Annotated in this window: 19 protein-coding genes and 3 riboswitches; of the genes, 10 read left to right on the forward strand and 9 right to left on the reverse strand. The window is 55.7% G+C overall.

Annotated elements, in window-relative coordinates; all coding sequences use genetic code 11:
• Nucleotides 1–4: 4 nt before the first annotated feature.
• From nrfD to MID00_RS18265, 3 genes are all read left to right on the forward strand, one after another.
• Complete coding sequence (nrfD, locus tag MID00_RS18255) at nucleotides 5–1036, forward strand: NrfD/PsrC family molybdoenzyme membrane anchor subunit (RefSeq protein ID WP_250755655.1); 1032 nt, start codon at nucleotides 5–7, stop codon at nucleotides 1034–1036.
• A gap of 37 nt (nucleotides 1037–1073) precedes the next feature.
• Nucleotides 1074–4199 (forward strand): tetrathionate reductase subunit A, encoded by a 3126-nt coding sequence (locus MID00_RS18260; RefSeq protein WP_254499272.1) that lies wholly within the window; start codon nucleotides 1074–1076, stop codon nucleotides 4197–4199.
• A 608-nt stretch (nucleotides 4200–4807) separates the two neighbouring features.
• On the forward strand, nucleotides 4808–5341 hold the full coding sequence (locus MID00_RS18265) for an AAA family ATPase (RefSeq protein ID WP_254499273.1): 534 nt from the start codon (nucleotides 4808–4810) through the stop codon (nucleotides 5339–5341).
• 205 nt (nucleotides 5342–5546) lie between these two features.
• On the opposite strand, the gene MID00_RS18270 is transcribed toward MID00_RS18265, so the two are convergent.
• From MID00_RS18270 to MID00_RS18290, 5 genes are all read right to left on the reverse strand, one after another.
• On the reverse strand, nucleotides 5547–6182 hold the full coding sequence (locus MID00_RS18270) for a riboflavin synthase subunit alpha (RefSeq protein ID WP_250755651.1): 636 nt from the start codon (nucleotides 6180–6182) through the stop codon (nucleotides 5547–5549).
• Nucleotides 6182–6349 (reverse strand): hypothetical protein, encoded by a 168-nt coding sequence (locus tag MID00_RS18275; RefSeq protein WP_181900152.1) that lies wholly within the window; start codon nucleotides 6347–6349, stop codon nucleotides 6182–6184. Before MID00_RS18275 ends, MID00_RS18270 begins: the two co-directional genes overlap by 1 nt.
• Nucleotides 6334–6478: riboswitch (FMN riboswitch) on the reverse strand. Its footprint overlaps the gene before it by 16 nt.
• A gap of 58 nt (nucleotides 6479–6536) precedes the next feature.
• Nucleotides 6537–7286 carry an SDR family NAD(P)-dependent oxidoreductase gene (locus MID00_RS18280; protein WP_009458283.1) on the reverse strand — a complete coding sequence of 250 codons (750 nt, stop codon included), beginning with the start codon at nucleotides 7284–7286 and terminating at the stop codon, nucleotides 6537–6539.
• 152 nt (nucleotides 7287–7438) lie between these two features.
• Nucleotides 7439–8731: an LLM class flavin-dependent oxidoreductase gene (locus MID00_RS18285; RefSeq protein ID WP_035273191.1), complete on the reverse strand. Its 1293-nt coding sequence runs from the start codon at nucleotides 8729–8731 to the stop codon at nucleotides 7439–7441.
• Nucleotides 8728–9510 (reverse strand): 3-oxoacyl-ACP reductase, encoded by a 783-nt coding sequence (locus tag MID00_RS18290; RefSeq protein ID WP_250755647.1) that lies wholly within the window; start codon nucleotides 9508–9510, stop codon nucleotides 8728–8730. Before MID00_RS18290 ends, MID00_RS18285 begins: the two co-directional genes overlap by 4 nt.
• 50 nt (nucleotides 9511–9560) lie before the next feature.
• Nucleotides 9561–9658, reverse strand: a riboswitch (TPP riboswitch).
• Nucleotides 9659–9724: 66 nt separating this feature from the next.
• A riboswitch (TPP riboswitch) is annotated at nucleotides 9725–9832 on the forward strand.
• Nucleotides 9833–9973: 141 nt separating this feature from the next.
• Between MID00_RS18290 and MID00_RS18295 the strand changes: the two genes are divergently transcribed.
• Nucleotides 9974–11413, forward strand: a complete 1440-nt coding sequence (locus MID00_RS18295; RefSeq protein WP_026482622.1) for a sodium:solute symporter family protein — start codon at nucleotides 9974–9976, stop codon at nucleotides 11411–11413.
• A gap of 76 nt (nucleotides 11414–11489) precedes the next feature.
• Here the strand turns inward: MID00_RS18295 and MID00_RS18300 are convergent, their stop codons facing one another.
• The 3 genes from MID00_RS18300 to MID00_RS18310 form a co-directional block, all read right to left on the reverse strand.
• The gene (locus tag MID00_RS18300; protein ID WP_240688304.1) at nucleotides 11490–12335 is read right to left on the reverse strand and encodes an OmpA family protein; all 846 of its coding nucleotides are present in this window, start codon (nucleotides 12333–12335) and stop codon (nucleotides 11490–11492) included.
• 4 nt (nucleotides 12336–12339) lie between these two features.
• Nucleotides 12340–13155 (reverse strand): motility protein A, encoded by an 816-nt coding sequence (locus MID00_RS18305; RefSeq protein ID WP_009454185.1) that lies wholly within the window; start codon nucleotides 13153–13155, stop codon nucleotides 12340–12342.
• A 138-nt stretch (nucleotides 13156–13293) separates the two neighbouring features.
• Nucleotides 13294–13674 (reverse strand): flagellar protein FlhE, encoded by a 381-nt coding sequence (locus MID00_RS18310; protein ID WP_009454187.1) that lies wholly within the window; start codon nucleotides 13672–13674, stop codon nucleotides 13294–13296.
• Nucleotides 13675–13921: 247 nt separating this feature from the next.
• On the opposite strand from MID00_RS18310, the gene pbpG reads away from it, so the two are divergent.
• The 6 genes from pbpG (at nucleotide 13922) to MID00_RS18340 (ending at nucleotide 19432) form a co-directional block, all read left to right on the forward strand.
• On the forward strand, nucleotides 13922–14926 hold the full coding sequence (gene pbpG, locus MID00_RS18315) for a D-alanyl-D-alanine endopeptidase (protein ID WP_009454188.1): 1005 nt from the start codon (nucleotides 13922–13924) through the stop codon (nucleotides 14924–14926).
• Between the two features lie 10 nt (nucleotides 14927–14936).
• Nucleotides 14937–15851 (forward strand): LysR family transcriptional regulator, encoded by a 915-nt coding sequence (locus MID00_RS18320; protein WP_254499274.1) that lies wholly within the window; start codon nucleotides 14937–14939, stop codon nucleotides 15849–15851.
• Between the two features lie 158 nt (nucleotides 15852–16009).
• Nucleotides 16010–16999: a tripartite tricarboxylate transporter substrate binding protein gene (locus tag MID00_RS18325; RefSeq protein WP_021446611.1), complete on the forward strand. Its 990-nt coding sequence runs from the start codon at nucleotides 16010–16012 to the stop codon at nucleotides 16997–16999.
• Between the two features lie 44 nt (nucleotides 17000–17043).
• Nucleotides 17044–17994, forward strand: coding sequence for a succinylglutamate desuccinylase/aspartoacylase family protein (locus tag MID00_RS18330; protein WP_254499275.1), 951 nt, complete (start codon nucleotides 17044–17046; stop codon nucleotides 17992–17994).
• A gap of 128 nt (nucleotides 17995–18122) precedes the next feature.
• On the forward strand, nucleotides 18123–19016 hold the full coding sequence (locus tag MID00_RS18335) for an NRDE family protein (RefSeq protein ID WP_254499276.1): 894 nt from the start codon (nucleotides 18123–18125) through the stop codon (nucleotides 19014–19016).
• Entirely contained in the window at nucleotides 19013–19432 is a 420-nt protein-coding gene (locus MID00_RS18340; RefSeq protein ID WP_009454198.1) for a carboxypeptidase-like regulatory domain-containing protein, read from the forward strand. Before MID00_RS18335 ends, MID00_RS18340 begins: the two co-directional genes overlap by 4 nt.
• Here MID00_RS18340 and MID00_RS18345 read toward each other — a convergent pair.
• Complete coding sequence (locus MID00_RS18345) at nucleotides 19419–20033, reverse strand: tRNA-uridine aminocarboxypropyltransferase (RefSeq protein ID WP_254499277.1); 615 nt, start codon at nucleotides 20031–20033, stop codon at nucleotides 19419–19421. The genes MID00_RS18340 and MID00_RS18345 overlap by 14 nt on opposite strands.
• Nucleotides 20034–20142: the final 109 nt, after the last annotated feature.

Below are 20142 nucleotides of genomic sequence, written 5' to 3' on the forward strand. Positions count from 1 at the left end.
CGTTATGTCTATTATCGAAATTCTGACCCCCGCCTACGAAGTTGCCTGGTTACCTTGGGCGGTTCAATACTTTTTCCTGGTCGGTATGGCTGCCACCAGCACCGTCTGGGTGTGGCGTTGCGCCTGGTCCAGCGACAGCGCTTTGCGTCGTCTGGAGCCTGCGCTGATGATTGTGCTTCTGTGCAGCAGCATTGCCGCTCCTGTGTCCTTGCTGGCTGACTTGCACCAACCTGGCCGTTTCTGGCATTTTTATGCCCACTTCACTCCTTGGTCCTGGATGTCGCTGGGTGCTGTGCTGCTGCCCCTGTTCGTTGGCCTGTCCATGGCCAACGTGCTGGCCTGGTGGCTGAATAAACGTGCTCTGTGGCGCTGGTTGAGCCTGGCTTTACTGGTTTCGGCCTTGTCGATTCTGGTTTACAGCGGTTTTGAAGTCATGGTGCTGCGTTCACGCCCCTTGTGGAATACCGCGTTCTTACCCATCAACTTCGCGTTGACAGCTGCTTTGGCCAGTCTGGGCGCTATTTTGCTGGTTGCTCGCTTCTTGCCTGGCGGCGTGGCCAATCTGCCGCTGGAGTACGTACGCCGTTGGTCTTTGGGCGTGGTATTGACCTTGATCCTCGTGGCCCTGTTCTGGGTGGGCTCCGGTCTGATGGGTTACAGCCACTCCTTTGGTTCGGCCTGGGAACTGTTTCAGACCTATCCCGTATGGCGTTTGGGCTTCCTGGGTTCCTCGGCGTTCGGTCTGCTGCTTCTGTACATGCTCAGCCGTCCTGTCCATACCTTGCAAGGCAATCTTTATAGCTTGTTCTGTGCTGCTTTCATGCTCGGCTCTGCCTGGATGTTTCGCTGGATTATTTTCATGGCGGTACAAGGAGTGCCTAAATACGGTGCCGGTTTGTACCTCTACACCATGCCCTTAGGCAGCGATGGTCTGCTGGGGATGCTGGGTGTGCTGGGCTTGTGTATTGCCTTGCTCGCCGCCAGCACCACCCTGCTCTCTCTGTTCCCGGCCCGCCGTTCGTCTTTGACGGCCTAGGCCCTACAGACTCACTAGCTTTCAGGTACTTATCGTCATGAGCAAGAAAAAAGAAACCCCTAACCTGTCGCGTCGACAGGTATTGACCCGCGGCGGTGCTGCTGTGGGTGGTCTGGCTGCCTTTGCGGCTGGTTATAGCGACACGGTAGTCAAGGCGGTCCAAGGTCTGGGCCAAGGTACAGCCGGTGTACCCACCGCACACGCAACCCGTGGCAACTCCTTGCAGGCTGAATTCCGTATTGATCCGATCACGGGTCTGCTGGATACGCAGCCCGGTCAGATTGTGAGCCCTTCCAGTTGCCTGGGCTGCTGGACGCAGTGTGGTGTGCGCGTACGTATTGATACGGAGAACAACAAGATTCTGCGTATCGCCGGTAATCCTTACCATCCTTTGGCAACCACGCAGTCTGCTCCCATGGAGCAGCCCGTACGCGAGGTTTACGCCATGCTGGGTGGTGAGAATGGCTTGGAAGGCCGTGCCAGCGCCTGTGCCCGCGGCGCTTCCATGCTGGAACAGCACAGCAGCCCTTATCGTGTTCTGTCGCCTTTGAAGCGCGTCGGCCCTCGTGGTTCAGGCCAATGGGAGCGCATCAGTTTTGAGCAATTGATTGAAGAGGTCTGCGAAGGCGGCGATCTGTTCAAAGAAGGTCATGTCGATGGTTTGCGTGCGATTTGGGATCACGAAACCCTGATTGACCCGCAAAACCCCGAATTCGGTCCATTGGCCAACCAGTTGTTGTTCACGGATGCCGCGAACGAAGGCCGTACGCCACTGGTCAAACGCTTTGCCGAGCAGGCTTTTGGCACGATCAACGTCAGCAACCACGGTTCTTACTGTGGTCAAAGCTTCCGTGTCGGTACAGGGGCTGCCATGGGTGACATCAAAGGTATGCCTCATGGCAAACCTGACTGGAAAAACGCCCGTTTTGGCCTGTTTATTGGTGCAGCACCGGCTCAGTCCGGTAATCCCTTCCAGCGTCAAGGCCGTGAGCTGGCAGAAGCCCGTTCGCGTCCTGAAAACACCTTCAAGTACGTGGTTGTTTCCCCGATCTTGCCAACGTCCTCCAGCCTGGCTTCGGGCAGTGGCAACCGCTGGCAACCTGTTCTGCCCGGCACTGACTTGTCCCTGGTCATGGGCATGTTGCGCTGGATTCTGGAACAAGAGCGTTTTGATGCAGAACACTTGTCCCTGCCCCATGCGCCTGCGGAGCAGGACGAAAATACCGCTTCCTGGACGAACGCCAGCCATTTGTTGATTGCGGATCCTGAGCATCCTGGTTTTGGCCGCTATTTGCGCGGTACAGACCTGGGTTGGGAAGTAGCTGAAGACACTGAATCGCCCTTTATTGTTCAGGACGAACAAGGCGAACTGCGCGCCCATACCGATCTGGATCGCGCGACGCTATTTGTCGACCGTACCGTTGAGCTGGAAGGCAAGGATGTACGCGTCTGTACTGCGCTGAACATGCTGCGTGAGCGCAGTCAGGAAAAATCCATTGCCGAATACGCCAAAGGCTGCGGCATGGACGAAGAAACCCTGATCGAACTGGCCCGTGAATTTACCAGCTACGGTCGCCAAGCCGTGGCTGACGCACACGGCGGCACCATGAACGGTTCCGGTTTCTACACGGCTTATGCCATTGCCATGTTGAATACCTTGGTGGGTAACCTGAACCTGAAAGGCGGTTTGGTGCTGGATGCCGGCCCATTTGGTCCTTTTGGCCCCGGCCCACGCTACAACTTTGCTCAATTCCCCGGAAAAGTGACGGCCAAAGGCGTGTCTTTGTCGCGCCATCGCTTCGCTTACGAAAAATCCAGCGAATTCAAGCGCCGCCAAGCAAATGGTGAAGCGTTGTACCCCGCTCCTGCTCCTTGGTACCCCGCTGTAGGTGCCTTGAGCAGTGAAATGATTGCATCGGGCCTGAATGGCTATCCATACACCAGCAAAGTGTGGATCAACCACATGAGCAACCCGGTCTATGCGATTGCTGGCTTTAAAAATGCCTTGCTGCACAAACTGAAAGACCCTGCGGTTCTGCCCTTGTCGATTTCGGTTAATCCCTTTATCAACGAAACCAATGCCTACGCAGACTACATCGTGCCAGATACGGTGACTTACGAAAGCTGGGGTGTTTCGGCACCTTGGGCTGACGTGATCGCAAAGTCCTCGACCCTGCGCTGGCCTGTGGTCGAGCCACGAGTGGATCGCACGGCTGACGGTCAACCTATCAACCTGGAAAGTTTCCTCTTTGCAGTAGCTTTGCGTTTGGGATTGCCAGGTTTTGGTAAAGGCGTTCTGAAAGACAAGGCAGGCAATGCCCACGACTTGCTGCGCGCCGAGGACTTCTATCTGCGGGGCATGGCCAATATTGCCTTTGGTGCTGGCCGCCCGGTTGGCGACGCATCCGACGACGATATGCGCATCACCGGTGTGGATCGTCTCTTCCCTGATCTTCAAGCGCGTTTGCATCCTGAAGAGCAGCGCAAAGTAGCGATGTTGTTGACACGCGGTGGCCGATTCGACCGAATCGAAAACGCCTGGAAAGGAAATCAGCTGAAAAATCGCTACAGCAATGCTTTGCAGATCTGGAATGAAGACCTGGCCAAGATGCGTCACACAATGACGGGTGAACGTCTTAGCGGTTGCCCTACTTGGTACCCCACTCGTTTGGCTGACGGCAGCCCAATGCGCGAGCATTTCTCTGAGCAGGAATGGCCATTGCTGATGAGCTCCTACAAATCCAATCTGATGAGTTCCATGTCCATCGGGATGTCCCGCCTGCGCCAGGTCCACCCGCACAATCCGATTTCCTTGAATCTGGATGATGCGAAGAACCTGGGTATTCGGAATGGCGATCGTATTCGTGTCAGCACACCAGGTGGTGCGGTTGAAGGTGTTGCTTTGGTTCGTGGCGGTATTATGCGCGGAGCCATTGCAATCGAACACGGTTTTGGGCATACCGAACTGGGTGCGCGTTCGCACCAGATTGATGGTCAGGCTACGCCTCACCTGAACGATCTGGCTGCAGGAGTGAACCTGAACGAATTGGGTTTTGCTGATCCAACCCGTGGCGATGGTCAGGACAACGTCTGGATTGACTGGGTTTCTGGCGCGGCCGTGCGCCAAGGCCTGCCAGCCAAGGTAGAAAAGTTGTCGGCTTAAAAGCGCCCCCTCTTTCAAGAGGTTTTTGAAAGATAAGAACGCCGATTGTCCTTTGGATGATCGGCGTTTTTCTTTGCTTGCTTATGGATGTATGGAGGCTTGTTTGTTCAAAGCTCCGATTTGGTTTTGAAGCAAGCCCTTGGTGTGAATGCGTGGGTACAAGAGTATGAGAACAGAAATGCTCCCTATCGCAGTACTTCCCTCTGATGTCGCATCAATAAGCGAGCCGATGGTAAGTAAATTCGCTCTCTTCTTGTTGAAGACCATCTTTTCAATGAGAAAAACTCTTTTCCGTTAATTGCATTTTATTATTTTCAAGTCGGCTGGTCACTAGCTGGCTGGGTGTGGGAGTATGGAAATGCAGAAATACGCTAAACTTGCACAATCTTCGCGGGTATCTGGTCCAGACTTCCCCACCCTACATCCCTACATCCCTACATCCCTACATCCCTACATCCCTACATCCCTACATCCCTACATCCCTACATCCCTACATCCCTACATCCCTACATCCCTACATCCCTACATCCCTACATCCCTACATCCGGCTTCAGTTTCGGGGCGTGAACACGCCTGTACAAGTCTTCATCTTCTACTGACCTACTCTTATGAACCCTTTTGTTCTTATCTCCGGCTGCTCTGGTGGCGGCAAATCTACTTTGTTATCGGAGCTGCAAAATCGTGGCTATACGGTTATCCAGGAACCTGGGCGACGTATTGTTCAGGAGCAGCTGGCCAGCGGTGGCTCTGCCCTTCCCTGGCTGGATATGGAGGCCTTCCTGAATGAAGCGATAAAGACCGCGCAAGATGACTATTCCAGCGCCCCGAGAGATGGTGGATGGGTATTTTTTGATCGAGGCTTGATTGATGCGGCTGCGGCTTTGCAGGAATTAAAGGGAACGCCACTGCTGGATGAACTCAACAAGACCTGCCCTTATCATTCACAGGTGTTTTTAACGCCTCCCTGGCCTGAAATATACGAGGCTGACCCAGAACGTCGTCACGATATGGACGCTGCTTTGCGTGAGTATGAGCGCCTGGAGCGTGTTTATCCCCTCTTGGGATACCAAGTGAGCCTGCTGCCCAAAACAAGCGTAGAAAAGCGTGCTGATTTTGTCTTGAAGGCGCTAACTCAAGTGTGAGTGCAGCTTTATTATGGAAGGTGCCGATCGCTAGAAGGGGCAGGCTCACACGGCTCCACACTCTGCTTTCGGGCTGCGTTTCACTCCAGACTTTGCCCACAAGCCCCAAAGCATCAGTACCGCAACAGGCACAGTAAAAGCCCCTCATAAAAAAGAGCCGCCAGTCTTGAAACTGACAGCTCTTTTTACTTCATTTAGGCGTCAATCAGCCTTTCAAACCAGGCATCACACGTGTCAACGTGCCTGCAACCGTACGCTCCAGCACATCGACCAGCACAACCGTCTGCTGATCCACTTCGATATTGAGCTTATCGCCCACCTTGTAGCGTGAGAACGTCGTCTGGCGCAAGGTTTCGGGAATCAGGTTGATGGTCACAACACCGTCTTCCACATCCGCCACAGTCAAGCTGCAGCCATTCACGCCCAGAAAACCACGTGGAAACACGTATTTCGCCCAATCTTCCGGCATCTGAAAACGTAGGCGATTACCGGCCTCGGTAATGCTCAGTTCCAGCACTTCAGCCGTCGTTGCGATATGGCCAGCCATCACATGGCCGCCAATTTCCTCGTTCAGCTTGGCCGACCGTTCGATATTGACCAGATCACCCATTTTGAGTGTGCCCAGATTTGTGCGCTCCAGCGTGACGGGAATCGCATCAAAGGTGACTTTAGGGCCAGAGATGCTGGTCACGCTCAGGCACGTGCCTTCCACGCTGACACTGGCACCCAGTTGCAGATCCACCAGCAGCTCGTCGGTGAAGTCGATTTCAAACTCGGTACGGCCCAGCTCGGCCTTGACCGCTGTAAGAGGACGAACCGCTTTAACAATTCCGGTATACATCAGCACGCTCCTTCGCAGAATTCATGCAAAAGACCAACGGCTAATGCAGGGGAGATTTTCAGATTTTTCATTTGAACGCATCCTTGATTAAACAATGCGTCCTCCGGGCAGCAATAAAACACGCCGCTGCCTTGATCACAAGGCAGCGATGCTTCATCTTCTTTCATCCGGACTCTGACCGTCGGCCCAGGTTTCTCACCTGATCTGCTGACCTTTCCCTGGCGGAAAGCGCTCGCGGGCTGGGGAATGGCTCCCTTACCGCCGGTGGGGAATTTCACCCCGCCCTGAAGACGTTTGCAGTGTAAGACCGGAGCCCAAGTCTAATCAAGCCAGACCCGCGTCCGGTCGCCACGTTTAAGCCTTGCGATGCACGCTCAAGCCTGCAAAGCTTTGCGCCACTGGCATCAACTCGATGTAGTTGACGTTCATATGGGCAGGCGCGTTCATGATCCAGGCAATGGTATTGGCGATATCGTCAGGCGTGAGCGCATCCACGTTCTGGTACAACGCAGCGGCTTTGTCTTTATCGCCCAGACGCACAGTCGAGAAGTCCGTACCGGAACACAGGCCAGGAGCCACGGTAGAAACACGAACTGCGGTACCCGACAGGTCGGCGCGCAGGTTCAGGCCCAGTTGATGCACAAAAGCCTTGGTAGCACCGTACACATTGCCGCCTGCATAAGCGTATTCGCCCGCAGTCGACCCCAGATTGATGATGTGGCCCTGATTGCGCTTGACCATACCCGGCAGCAAAGCGTGCGTAATGTGCAGCAGCGCGCTGATATTGGTGGCCACCATGGTGTCCCACTGATCCATCTTGGCGTCTTGCGCCTTATCCACGCCCAGTGCCAGACCGGCATTATTGATCAGCACATCAATATTGGGAAAACGAGCTGTCAGATCAGCCAGCACCGCTTCTGCTCGCGCACGATCGGTCAAATCCACGCTGACCGGTACAAAACGCTCGCCCAGTTCGGCGGCCAGGGCATCGAGCTTGTCCTGACGACGCGCCAGACCCAGCACGGTGTGTCCTTCAGATACCAATTTACGGGCAAGCGCAGCCCCAAACCCTGAGGAGGCCCCGGTGACAACGGCGGTTTTCATAGTGCGATCCCTATACAGCTCGCTGCTCGTTAAGCAGGCGACAATTAAAGCATTAAGGATAGCAAACTTCAGGAGCTTCGTAGCCTCTTCACCCTAGGGAAAAAGCGGACAAATCCGTCTATGGAAATGCCCGCTTTTTTCTTGCCCTGGCATCAGGCGGCAGGCCGCTCCAGGCCCAGGTGGCCGCGCAGGGTCGCATGCTCGTATTCCTGACGGAACAGCCCGCGTTTTTGCAGAACCGGAATCACCTGCTCAACAAAGTCACGAATGCCATTGGGCAAGGAAGGCGGCATCAGGTTAAAACCATCCGCTCCTTCGTTGCGCCACCATTGCTCAATCTGATCCGCAATGGACTCCGGCGTACCGACCATGGTGCAGTGACCGCCGCCAGCAGCGATTCGGCCCAGCAACTGGCGCACTGTCGGTTTTTCCATTTCCACAATGCGCAGCATGGTGGCATAGCGCCCTTTGGGGCCTTTGAAGCTTTCCAGTGGCGGCAGTGGTGGCACTGGCGCATCCAGCTCCCAATTCATGCAGTCCTGGCCGACAAACATGCCCAGCTGACGCAAGGATGTCTCGGCGGGTAGCAATTCGTCCAGCTCTTGCTGCTTGCGGCGCGCCTCTTCCATGGTGGAGCCCACATAGGTCACCAAACCCGGCATCACAGGCACATCCACGCCACGGCCCGCTTCACGCACGCGTCGTTTGATATCGCGGTAATAGGATTGGGCCGAGGGCAAATCATAAGCCACAGCGTAAATAGCCTCCGCTTTGCGGGCGGCCAAATCACGGCCTTGCTCAGAAGCACCTGCCTGAAACAGCACCGGCTGGCCTTGCGGCGAACGTGGCAAGGTCAAGGGCCCATCCACCAGGAAGTGATCGCCCTTATGCAGGATCTGGCGAACCTGATCCACTTTGGCGTAATCGCCCTTTCTGTCCATGACCAAAGCACTGTCGCTCCAGGAGTCGAACAGTTGCAATGCGGTATCGACAAACTCCTCAGCCCGCGCATAGCGCCAGGCATGATCGGGCATGGCTTCGTAGCCGTGGTTACGCGCTTCCGAGTCAAACATGGATGTCACCACATTCCAGCCCATCCGCCCATTGGATACATGATCCAAAGAGCACAACATGCGTGCCGCCACAAACGGCGTGTAAAAGGTACTGGAAACGGTACTGATCAAGCCGATACGTTCGGTGGCTCGCGCCAGCGCAGCCATCATGGTCAAGGGTTCCAGAAACCAGCGCGGACCATCGGACACGTTATCGCTGGACTGACCATCGGCAAAGAAAATAGCGTCCAGCTTGCCGCGCTCGGCAATTTGGGTCAGCTCTTCGTAAAACCGGACATCGCCCAAACGTTCGACCTGCGAATCAGGATGGCGCCAGGCTGCTTTGTGGTGCCCGCAGCCCATAATGAACAAATTGAAATGCAGCTGTCTCATCCGTTTTTCACCAATCCACCGTCAACAACCAGATTCTGTCCTGTTACGGCACGCGCCCACGGACCGGCGAAGAACAAGGCCGCATCGGCAAACTCCTCGGGCGTGGTCACGCGGCGCAAGGGGGTGCTGGCCGCAATCAAGTCAAACACCGCTTCGGGTGTGGCCGCGGACGCGTCGGTTGTACGCAGCAAACCACCGGAAATCATGTTCACGGTGATCTGATCCGGCCCCAGATCGTGCGACAAGGTGCGTGTCATGGACAACAAGGCCGCCTTGGCCGCGGTGTAATCGTGGTAAGGCACCACGGGGTTCTGAAACAGGTTCGTGCCGATATTGATAATGCGGCCAAAACCAGCTTGTTTCATGCCAGGCAGGGCGGCCTGTGTAGTGTTCAAGGCACCGCCCACAATGCCTTCCAGTTGCTGGTTCAGTTGAGCCCACGTCAAGGTATCGGCATGGGAACGGGCATCGCCGTTGAAGGAAAACTCGGGCAAGGCGTTATTGACGACGGTGGTGATGGGCTGGCCAAAGTGCGCCTGCGCCTTGGCAAACAAGGCTTGTACCGAAGCCGCATCCGTCACGTCCGCCTGCACGGCCAGACATTGCTGCGGAAATTCGTCCGCCAGCGCCTGAGCGGCTGCTTCACTTTTCAGGTAATTGATCACAACTTTTGCGCCCTGGCCCGCAAAGGCGCGTACCAGACAAGCCCCCAGGCCGCGTGCGCCGCCGGTGACCAGAACAAGTTGTTGAGAGAGTTCCGAGACGTGTTCCACAGACATGACATTCCTTGCAAAAATTCGGCGAGGATGTCGGCCCAGTTCGGACGCAGGGCCATGGATTCGGACATCCCTTCGCCAGTATGAGCTGGATCAGGTTCGACGGGTTTTATCTCAGCCCTTTCCAAGAAGGACACCCCGTGCCGCAGGCAGACCATAGCATAAATCGGACTAAACCGTATTATTGACATTTGAAAGAAGCTCTCCTACTCTTCTAGCCTGTTCCTGGGGGAGTCCTTAACGGGCTGAGACTCCGCATTCAAGCGGTAACCCTTAGAACCTGATCCGGATCATGCCGGCGAAGGGAAAGGAAACGCGGCCTGGCAGCCTGCCCGCTCTTGTCTATGCGGCGCATTCACAAGCTCACACGCCCCATTTCAATCCCTCCATTTTTCTGCGCCCTGTTCTGGCATCCTGCCAGCCTGGCCGGTTTGTGCCTGTTCAAGCAGGCTTTTGGGGAGATCTCATGCTGGACCAAAGTGCCACCCTCCTGTGGCTAATCGTTTTTTCCGCTGCTTTTGCCTTGGCCGGGGTGCTGTACGCCCGCCACTACAACAGCTCCCTGGAAGACTTTGTGGTGGCTCGCAACAGCCAAAGCTCGGTCGCTACCATTCTGACTTTATTGGCCTCCTCGCTGGGTGCCTGGATTCTGTTCTCGCCCGCACAAGCAGCCAGCTGGGGCGGTTTAAGCGCTGTCATCGGCTATGCCATTGGCTCCATGTCGCCCCGTCTGGCCATGATTCCACTCGGCAAGCGCATGCGCGAATTGCTGCCTCGCGGCCACAGCCTGAGCGAGTTTGTCATCGCCCGCTACGGTCGCCCCATGTATGCGCTGACTCTGGTCATCATGCTGTTTTACATGTTCATCTCCATGACGGCAGAAATCACCGCCATGTCCAAGATGATTACCCTGATTGCCCCGATTCCTTTGTGGGTCACGGCCAGCATTGTGTTGCTGGCCACGCTGATCTACACCTCTTACGGCGGTTTGCGTGCTTCCATCTTTACCGACAAGGTGCAGATGTTTGTGATTCTGCCCATGCTGTTCCTGATCGTGATGTTCGGCTGGCAAGCGGTGGGCGGCCCGGTACAGTTGTTTGACAACGTGAAACTGGAAGCTCCTCGACTGATCGAGCTTAGCGATCCCGTAGGCGTGAAGGCTGGCCTGACGTTCTTTGTCGCCATCTTGCTGACCGGCCTGTTTCACCAAGGTAACTGGCAACGTATCTATGCCGCCAAAGACACCAAGTCCATGCGTCGCGGCTTTTTGTTGGGTGGTTTGTTTGTAGCGCCCTTCATTTTCCTGATGGGCTTGTTTGGCCTGGCCTTTGTTGGTCTGGGCTCGCCCGGTGACAGCTCCGTGGCCCTGTTCAATGTAATTTTGCCGCACGTACCTGTCTGGTTCCTGGTGCTGCTGATTCCGTTAGGCCTGTCCCTGGTCATGAGCAGTGCCGATACCGCAATCAGCGCTGTCTCCAGCCTGATTGCCGTGGACTTGAGCCGCATCATGCCGCATCGCAACACCGCCCAAATGATGAGTCTGGCGCGTTCCCTGATCTGGATTTGCTCCATCCCTGTGCTCTACGCCTCCTCACAAGGCTTTAGCGTACTGTACTTGTTCCTGTTGGCAGACTTGCTGTGCTCGGCAGCGGCCTTCCCGGTTTTCTTTGGCCTGTACAGCCGCCGCTACGATGGCTTTACGGCCACCATCAGCACCATCGGTGGTCTGGTCGCCGGTCTGGCCGTATTCCCGCGCCCCAATGGTCCTATGGATTACTTGCTGGAGTCCTTCCTGCTGGCCGCGATTGTGCCGGTAGTGATCAGTGTTCTGATCATGCCCTTGCGTCGTCACCTGCCCAAGTTCGATCTAGGCTCTCTGGCTTCCTCCACGCGCGTACTGGACTAAGTCAGACGCGTTGAATTTCGGCTCAAAACAAAAACCCCGGTTTGCAACATACAAACCGGGGTTTTGTGTTAAAGGCTCATGGGACGGGGCTTTCAGGCTGTGCTTGGGGAGTCTGCACAATAATTTCAACCCGTCGATTCGTCGCACGGCCTTGCGAGGTGCCGTTATCCCCCAAAGGCCGGGTATCGGCATAACCGACAGCGCTCAGTCGCTGGCTGCCAATTCCGTTGGCTTCCATATAACGCACTACGCTACCGGCACGCGCACCTGATAGTTCCCAGTTGGATGGGTAGCGATAACTACGAATCGGCACCGAGTCCGTATGACCTTCAATCACAATAGGATGGGTGGATTTCTGCAGTACGGCAGCCAGTTGGCGTAATACCGTCAAACCTTCCAGCCCCAGATCCGCACCGCCCGAGTTAAACAGAATTTCGCTATTGATACGAAAGCTCACGGATTGGTCGTTCATGACCACATCGATATTGTCGCCCAAGCCGTCCAGATCCAGACCGTGATTGCCTTTGCCTTGTCCCTCACCCTGACCAGCGTCCGGGAAAAGGCCCGCCCCAGCAGGCAACAAACCGGCTCCGTCCTTGCCTGCTTGGGCCACGACTGTAGCCCCTCCCTGCCCTTGTCCCTGCGCCGCCGTTTGCGCCCGCTTACCCGCAAAGGACAGCATCACAATCATCAAGACCAGCAACAAGGTCATCATGTCCAGATACGTGGTCAACCAGGCTTCTTCTTCCTCGGGCACCGCCAGCCCTGGATCATTCCAGGGGCGGCTACGACGACGACTGCCCAGATTGCTGGCCAGTTGTTGTTCGATTTTGGCGCCGCGAGCTTGCTCCAGTTCCTTTTGCAAGGCTTTCTGGCGGTCAGCAAGTTCACCCAAAGTCAGGTCCTGCTCCATGTTTCCCATGGGATCAGCCCCGTTCCGGAGCCGGGTCCGCATCATCATCGCGGCCGCCCCGGTCATTGATCTCGTCCTGATACTGAGCCATGAAGGAGTTCAGCGTCTCACGCATCAAGGCCGGGCCACGGCGCTGGCTCATCATGGACACACCTTGCATGATCATGTTCATCAGAACCACACGCTGTTCGGTACGACGCTCCAGCTTCACCGCCACGGGCTTGAAGACCAGATTGGACAGCAGCACGCCGTAGAACGTCGTCATCAAGGCCAGAGCCATTTGCTGACCAATAGACGTAATGTCACCATCGCCCAGCAAAAACATCAGGTTGACCAAGCCAATCAGCGTGCCGACCATACCGAAGGCCGGTGCAAAGCTGGCCATCAAACGGAACAATTGCGCTTCTGCATGTTCACGAGCACGCAAACGGCTGATACGCCATTGCAAAAGGTCTTCAATATCTTCCTGGGGTGCCCGATCAATCACCAGCTGAACGCCGGTTTTCAGAAAAGGGTTGGCCACTTTTTCCAGCGCCTCTTCCACCGCGCGAATATCCCCCATCATCCACAGGCGGGAGATATTGATCAGCTCGTCCATATCCTGCTGGGTATACAGGCGTTCATTGCGCAGCACGGTGCCGATCAGACCAAAAATACGGACAACTTCGCTTAAGGGATAACTGATGAACGTCGCGGCCAAGGTACCTACCAGCACCACGGCCAGACTGGGCAGGTCCACAAACAAGGCGGGGTTTTCTGCCGTAAAAAACAAGATCACGGCAAACAGCAGCACGCTGGCTACGATGCCGATCAGAGTAGAGGGGTTCATGCACAAGTCCTGGTTATGGCCCGATGGGCATCAGGACTACATATCGGCAGTACGGCAGGTTTCTTTAGGTCTGGACTTTGAGGTGGATCAAGTACAAGAGCAATTAAATCGTTTATTAGGAAACCGCCTTATTTCAGGCTAGCGCTGGTAATTCACCCGTATCGAGGCCTGCACACGCACAGGCTCTGTGCTACCCGCCCAGCTCCACACCTCATGCACCAGCACAAAGCCAAGACGCGCATCCTGACCGGCAAAGGCCCTGGTACTTAATACCGAACCATTCATGTCCACACAGGAGCCGCCTTGCAAGCACAAACGGCTTTTCAGAATGGCGCGCCCATTGTGGTGATAACTGACTTCCACCTTGCCTATGCTTGAAGCCTGTGCTCGCACCGCCTCTGCAGGCAGGAAGCTTTGCTGGGTGCTGGGCGAGCTGGTGGTGATGGCATTGCTAAGCTGTTCCCCGTCCCAAGCCAAGGAGGCAGCATGACTGGCCAGCGGTAATGAAACCAGGACCATAGAAAGCAGGAATCGATTTAAAAAACTGTTTATAAAAACAGGTTTTTTATTATTTTGGACTTTCAGAAAAAACATAAGCTGTGTTTTTATACAGATAAAAATAAGTTTCTTAATGATACCGCGCAGATATCTTAATTTTTTTTTAACTTTGAGCCGTAAGATACTAATATAAAGAGGATTTTTTCTGGTAGCATAAGCGCATAAATTCTCTCCGCCCTTCTGTTTCTCGCCTACCGGGAACTGAAAAATGCCTCAGACCAGAACAAATAAATTCATTCGACGTGCGCTATGTGTTTTATTTCTAGCGCCTTTTTCGATTTCGTCCTTTGCGCAGACACTGGCGCTGGCCGAGCCATCCACACTGGATGAAGCCACAGCCGCCATCAGCTACAACGTGCCGCATCTGGTTTTCGAGAAAAACCTGCAGCCTATCAGCTATAGCGAGAACGATAGCCGCCGCGCGCTTAATGCCCTTAAACACGACGCCCTGATTCAGCACGCAGCCCTGCGGTCAGAAATTGCCTTTGTGCAGGATCTGGAATCGTCTACTGTGCTGTACCAGAAAAACAGCGACGCCGTTCGCCCCATTGCCTCCATCTCCAAGCTGATGACAGCCCTGGTCGTGGCTGAATCCGGCCTGCCCATGGATGAAATGCTGGAGATCATCGACGAAGATGTGGACCGCGTCAAATACTCCAGCTCGCGTCTTAGCGTTGGCTCCAAACTGAGCCGTGCCGACATGATGCACCTGGCGCTGATGTCGTCGGAAAACCGGGCTGCCCACGCGTTGGGGCGCAGCTATCCTGGTGGCTTGTCTGCTTTTGTGCGCGCCATGAATGACAAGGCACGTGCCTTGGGTATGCGCAATACGCGTTTTGTAGAGCCTACCGGCTTGTCCAGCGACAACGTATCCAGCCCGCGTGATCTGGTCAAGTTGCTGACGGCCACCAGCCAGCATGCCCGTATCCAGCAATACACCACGAATGATCAATACTCCGTGCAGCCTATACGTGGTCGCCAACTGGTGTTCAACAATACCAATCGTTTGGTGAAAAACGCCAATTGGGATATTCAGGTCTCCAAAACCGGCTTCATCAACGAAGCGGGCGAATGCCTGGTAATGCTGACCAAGATCGAAGATCGTGAAGTGGCTATTGTGCTGCTGAACTCCTCGGGTCGTTACTCGCGTATTGGTGACGCCGTACGTATTCGCGATCTGGTTGAAAAATCCAACGGCCTGGCCATGCTGTAAGACGCCCTTCGTGCCCCAGCTAAAACTGCTTGAAGACTTTGTAACCCTGGCTCGTGCGGGCAGTTTTGTTCGGGCAGCAGAGCAACGCCACGTCACACACCCAGCATTTGGACGTCGCATTCGGGCCTTGGAAGCATGGGTGGGAACACCCTTGGTGGAACGCAGCAGCCTGCCCATCACGCTAACGCCGGAAGGACAGGTGTTTTACAACACGGCTAATCAAGTGCTGGAACAACTGAACCGCGTTCGTCGGCAATTGCAGGCCTCGGATCAAGCCGGACAAGGCAGCTTGCGCATTGCTACCGGCCGTAGCCTGGCACGCACCTTGGTCACGGACTGGGTCAGCCGTCTGCAAAAAGGCAGCCACGCCCCTTTGTCGGCCCATATACCTATCGACATCAGCACCGGCATGATGGCCGATATGGCCAAGCTGTTGGCCCAAGGCAAAACCGACTTTCTGTGCTGTTATGAACACCCGGCCTTGTCAATTGAACTGCTGGCCGAGCAAGTGACGTATATGACCATCGCCACTGACAAATTGGTGCCTACCTGTCAGCGCCGCAAGAACGGCACACCTTTATATGAACTCAATGCCGATAGCGGACGCAGCATTCCTTTGATTTCATATTCAGGCGGCTTGGCCATGGCCCGCATTCTGGGTGACAAGCTGCACCACTTTCCCTATCCCCTGGTCAGCACGGTGCGTTGCGATTCTCTGGATACGGCAATGGGCTCGGTATTGAAAGGCATGGGCGTAGCCTGGTTACCCCTGTCCATGATTGCCAATGAATGTCGTCGCGGCACGCTGGTGCAATTGGGCGGCAAAGGCGACGAGATTGCCTTTGAAGTTCGTCTGTATCGCTCCCGAGCCCCGCTCTCGGATCTGGCAGAGTCCGTCTGGGCCTTCACCCAGCAGGGGCGATAAACGCACAAGCAACCGAAAAAGCACGTCCATGTGCCGCAACAGCACATCGCAAGTAGCCGCAACAGACACAATACCCTTTCATAACTAAGGATAAACAGGCCCGCAGCGCGCACACCGGCCGCTGCTTGGAAACCTATCTATTGAACGGGGAGCACATCATGTCTTTTTCTTTTCCCAAGCGCAGCTTGGTCCTTGGCATTCTGGGCGCCTGTAGCCTCTTGCAAGCCTCAATCAGCCACGCCGACACCTACCCCTCACGCAGCCTGACTCTGGTCGTGGGTTATCCCGCCGGAGGCAGCGTGGATCTGACTGCCCGCCTGTTAGCTGAAGAGCTGAGCAGCCGTTTGGGCCAAAGCGTCGTCGTGGAAAACGCAGGCGGTGCCGGTGGCACCATTGGTGCTCAACGCGTACAACGTGCAGCCGCCGACGGCTATACCCTGCTGCTGGGTTCTACCAACGAGATGATCATCGCCGGCATGATCAACAAAGCCGTGCGCTACGACGGGCAAAAAGACTTCACGCCTATTGGCATGATTGCCTCCCAGCCCTTGTTGCTGGCAGCCTCCAAAGAGTCCGGTATTCGCTCCGCGGCAGACTATGCGCAAAAGCTGCGGGCGGCCAAACCGGAAGCCTTCAGCTTTGGTTCCTCCGGCGTAGGTACTACCTTGCACCTGGCCGGTGAAATGGTGAACGCCTCGACCGGTACCACCGCCATGCACGTGCCCTACCGTGGCGTCCCACCCCTGGTTTCGGATTTGATGAGTGGTCAACTGGATACGGCTTACCTTGTGCTGTCCTCGGGCCTGTCGCAAGCTCGCGCAGGCGCCATCGTGCCTTTGGGCATTACCGAAACCCATGCCTCTCCTGCTGCCCCGGAGATCCCGCCGCTGGCCGATACACCCGGCTTTGAAAAGGTCGACATCAACGTCTGGTTTGGTTTGTATGGCCCCAAGGATTTGCCTGAATCCGTCACCAGCACCTTGCGTCAGGCTCTGGACAGCAGCCTGCAATCGGCCAACTTGCAAGAGAAAATGCAATCCAATGGAGCCACGCTTTACGCACCCGGCATGAACGCGGCAGAGTTCCAGGCCAAAGAGGTCGACAAATATGCTCGTCTGGTCGAACTGGCCAAGCTGCAAGCCGAATAAAACACATGCGCCCCGGCTAGCTGCTGGGGCGCTGGAGTCTTTCCATGCAATTTTCTCTTTCCTTGCCTGACATTCAAGAAGAGCGTCAGGGCAATACCGGTGTCCCTGGAATCTGGTGCCTGGACTCGGGCGAAGCGGGCCGTACCGTAATGATCAGCGCCCTGATTCATGGCAACGAACTTTGTGGGGCCTGGGCCTTGAAAGCCGTGTTGGCCAGTGGCCTGAAGCCCCGTCGTGGCAAGCTGATTCTGGCCTTTTGCAATCTGGACGCCTTTGATCGCTTTGATCCTGAGCAGCACGATGCCAGCCGCTACGTGGACGAAGACATGAACCGCGTCTGGAGCGATCAGAAGCTGGCTCAAACACAGACACAAGAGCAGCGCCGTGCACGAGCGATTTTGCCTTGGCTGGAACAAGCCGACTGGTTGCTGGACCTGCACTCCATGCATGAACCCAGCGCCCCCTTGTTATTGACTGGCACCTTGGCACGCAATATCGAGCTGGCCCGTACTCTGGGCGCTCCCGAGCATGTGATTGTGGATAGCGGCCATCAGGACGGCGTACGCATGCGCGATTACGGTCGATTCTCGGACCCTGAAGCCCATGAAGCGCGCTCCTTACTATTGGAATGCGGCTTTCATGGCGATCCTGATACACCGGCAATCGCACTGGACCTGATTGCCCGCTTTCTGCTCGCCTCCGAGATTGTGGAAAAAGAGGATTTGCCCTCGGACTGGCGTCGAGCGTCTCCCGATACGCAACGCGTTCTGCAAGTCACCCATGCGATTGTCGCCCCTTCCATGCAAGTCAGTTTCGATCAGAACTGGCAAGGCCTGGAAACCTTGGCCGATGCCGGCACAGCGATTGGACAAGCTGATGGCCAAGCCTGGCTGACGCCCTACGATAACTGCACCTTGGTCATGCCTTCGCTGCGCCAGCTACGTCCGGGTGTCACCGTCGTGCGTCTGGCACAAAACTACGACGCCCTTTCATAGATCGCTTAAATCTGACGTTCAAGCCCTGAATGCCAAGCCTAAAGAGGCATTCTCAATACCGAGAAAAAAAGCGGAACTTGGCGGTACTTTGGCTACCAAAGCCTGCATAGCCATCCTACAATCGGCACATGTGCATCGCTTATATCGCCGTCGGAGTTAATGCAGATTGGCCGCTGATTATTGCCGCCAATCGCGACGAATATCATGCTCGCCCCAGCCAAGCGGCTCAACCTTGGCGGGACGAGCCCGATATTCTGGCGGGTCGGGACCTGCAAGCCGGGGGCACCTGGCTGGGCCTGACACAAAGCCGTGGACGGCTAGCCTTGCTGACCAATTACCGCGAAGCCCCCAGTAACAAACACAGCAAGCAACGCTCACGCGGCGAGCTGATCCCCCAGTTTCTAAGAGACGAGCGCAGTCCCGCCGACTATCTGGAACAACTCGCCCAGGAAGGAGCCGATTACGCAGGCTTCAATCTTTTTGTGCTGGAATGGCCGGACAAGCAACAGCCTTTACGCATGGGCTATTACAGCAACCGTCATCCCAGTGGCAGCCCGCACATGCTGGAACCAGGCGTACATGTTCTGAGCAATGCCTGGCTTAATACACCTTGGCCCAAAAGCCTGTTCCTGAAAGAAACCCTGCAGGCACAACATTTTGATGGCTCGCCACCAGCGGTAGAAGGCTTGTTTCAGGGTTTACGCAATCAGGAAGTCGCAGCCGATGCCGACTTGCCCCAAACCGGCTTGAGTCTTGAGCACGAACGCTTGTTAAGCAGCCCGTTTATTGTCAGCCCCAATTACGGCACCCGCTGCACCACCGTCATCACTATTAATCAGCGCGGACATGGAATGCTGCGTGAACGCAGTTTCAATCCGCAGGCAGAACCGACCCGTCAGCATGACTGGCCGTTGTTGTGGCCCAGCTTTCATCCTGACAGCCAGCCCCACCCCTCTCATAACAGCAACAGGGCCCCTGAGGGCCCGCTTAGCCACCTTACTTCAAGCAAGGAAACCTCATGAGTCCTCGTCTTTCATTGATCGGCATTGCCATGTCGCTGGCCTTATTGAGCAGCCCCATCGTGCACGCCCAGGAACTGCCCCCCAGCCAGTATTACGGTTCAACCGAATACATCAGCGGCGGCATAGGTAGTGATGAAGCCCAACTGTTTCGCATGGTGCGCAACACCTTTCCCTTGTCCGTGAACTTTTCAGCCAACCAGGGTGAGCGCGTCGGCTATATTTCCGATGTGCAGCTGGTTATCCGTAACAGCAACGACCAAACCGTGCTGAACAGCCTGATCGACGGCCCCTACTGCCTGATCCGTCTTGGCCCCGGCAATTACAAGGTATTTGCCACTTACCAGGGCCAGACCCAGGAGCGCCAGGCCACTATTGTTGAAGGCCAGCCCCGCGAACTGAACTTCACCTGGAAGTAGGATAGTTACGCTGATACGTATCCAGGCCCATAGCCTGGATTTGTTCTTCAATCAACTGCTCGAAGGGCCGGAGCAAAGGGCTGAAATCCCGCTCCGGCTCCATAATCTGCATCAGCCGGACAATTGCTTCCAGGGTCGACACAGCCTGCGGGTCGGGCGCTTTACGCAGTCTGTAGCGCGACGCCTGTCCTTCAGGCAATACCCAATACGGCAGGGCTTGCAAAACCGGATTGCTGTGCAAGATCAGGCGTGCCTTGCGCCAGGTGCCATCTGGCACCACGATCAGATCCGGCTTCTCCCCTGGGCCTGTTGAGCCCGCCACCTTGGCTTCTGGTCCCGGAAACAGCAAAACAGGACGATGCGCCTGTGCCAGCCGGGCCTCCAGCTCAGCAAACTGCTCTCCCACCCATAGCTCTGCCCCCTTCAAACCCAAATACGCCAAGCGCGCAGTATTAAGCGCATGCCGGGCTTCGGAATGGTGCTGCAAAATCAGCACAGGACACGCTGCTTCTATCGAAGGGATCAAGGGACACAAGCAACGAGCCAAGGGCCGCTGACACTGTGCACAGCGGCCGGGACGGGTAGAAGGGGAAGAATTCATGCGAGAGCGCCAAACAGAAGGCCACAGTATATAAAAGTTCTGCTTTGAAACAGATGCCTGGTTTGCTGGCAAACAGATTTACTGTATATTTATACAGCAATCAGGAGCA

Origin of the sequence: Alcaligenes sp. NLF5-7, from assembly GCF_024266725.1 — a bacterium.
GTDB classification, from domain to species: domain Bacteria; phylum Pseudomonadota; class Gammaproteobacteria; order Burkholderiales; family Burkholderiaceae_B; genus Alcaligenes; species Alcaligenes phenolicus.

What these genes read in the sequence shown, in the direction of transcription:
- MID00_RS18330 (WP_254499275.1), top strand. Translation starts at nt 17,044, where the DNA reads ATGCAATTTTCTCTTTCCTTGCCTGACATTCAAGAAGAGCGTCAGGGC.
- MID00_RS18310 (WP_009454187.1), bottom strand. Translation starts at nt 13,674, where the DNA reads ATGGTCCTGGTTTCATTACCGCTGGCCAGTCATGCTGCCTCCTTGGCT.
- MID00_RS18270 (WP_250755651.1), bottom strand. Translation starts at nt 6,182, where the DNA reads ATGTATACCGGAATTGTTAAAGCGGTTCGTCCTCTTACAGCGGTCAAG.
- MID00_RS18280 (WP_009458283.1), bottom strand. Translation starts at nt 7,286, where the DNA reads ATGAAAACCGCCGTTGTCACCGGGGCCTCCTCAGGGTTTGGGGCTGCG.
- pbpG (WP_009454188.1), top strand. Translation starts at nt 13,922, where the DNA reads ATGCCTCAGACCAGAACAAATAAATTCATTCGACGTGCGCTATGTGTT.
- MID00_RS18305 (WP_009454185.1), bottom strand. Translation starts at nt 13,155, where the DNA reads ATGAACCCCTCTACTCTGATCGGCATCGTAGCCAGCGTGCTGCTGTTT.
- MID00_RS18265 (WP_254499273.1), top strand. Translation starts at nt 4,808, where the DNA reads ATGAACCCTTTTGTTCTTATCTCCGGCTGCTCTGGTGGCGGCAAATCT.
- MID00_RS18335 (WP_254499276.1), top strand. Translation starts at nt 18,123, where the DNA reads ATGTGCATCGCTTATATCGCCGTCGGAGTTAATGCAGATTGGCCGCTG.
- MID00_RS18275 (WP_181900152.1), bottom strand. Translation starts at nt 6,349, where the DNA reads ATGAAAGAAGATGAAGCATCGCTGCCTTGTGATCAAGGCAGCGGCGTG.
- MID00_RS18345 (WP_254499277.1), bottom strand. Translation starts at nt 20,033, where the DNA reads ATGAATTCTTCCCCTTCTACCCGTCCCGGCCGCTGTGCACAGTGTCAG.
- nrfD (WP_250755655.1), top strand. Translation starts at nt 5, where the DNA reads ATGTCTATTATCGAAATTCTGACCCCCGCCTACGAAGTTGCCTGGTTA.
- MID00_RS18295 (WP_026482622.1), top strand. Translation starts at nt 9,974, where the DNA reads ATGCTGGACCAAAGTGCCACCCTCCTGTGGCTAATCGTTTTTTCCGCT.
- MID00_RS18325 (WP_021446611.1), top strand. Translation starts at nt 16,010, where the DNA reads ATGTCTTTTTCTTTTCCCAAGCGCAGCTTGGTCCTTGGCATTCTGGGC.
- MID00_RS18260 (WP_254499272.1), top strand. Translation starts at nt 1,074, where the DNA reads ATGAGCAAGAAAAAAGAAACCCCTAACCTGTCGCGTCGACAGGTATTG.
- MID00_RS18285 (WP_035273191.1), bottom strand. Translation starts at nt 8,731, where the DNA reads ATGAGACAGCTGCATTTCAATTTGTTCATTATGGGCTGCGGGCACCAC.
- MID00_RS18340 (WP_009454198.1), top strand. Translation starts at nt 19,013, where the DNA reads ATGAGTCCTCGTCTTTCATTGATCGGCATTGCCATGTCGCTGGCCTTA.
- MID00_RS18300 (WP_240688304.1), bottom strand. Translation starts at nt 12,335, where the DNA reads ATGGGAAACATGGAGCAGGACCTGACTTTGGGTGAACTTGCTGACCGC.
- MID00_RS18290 (WP_250755647.1), bottom strand. Translation starts at nt 9,510, where the DNA reads ATGTCTGTGGAACACGTCTCGGAACTCTCTCAACAACTTGTTCTGGTC.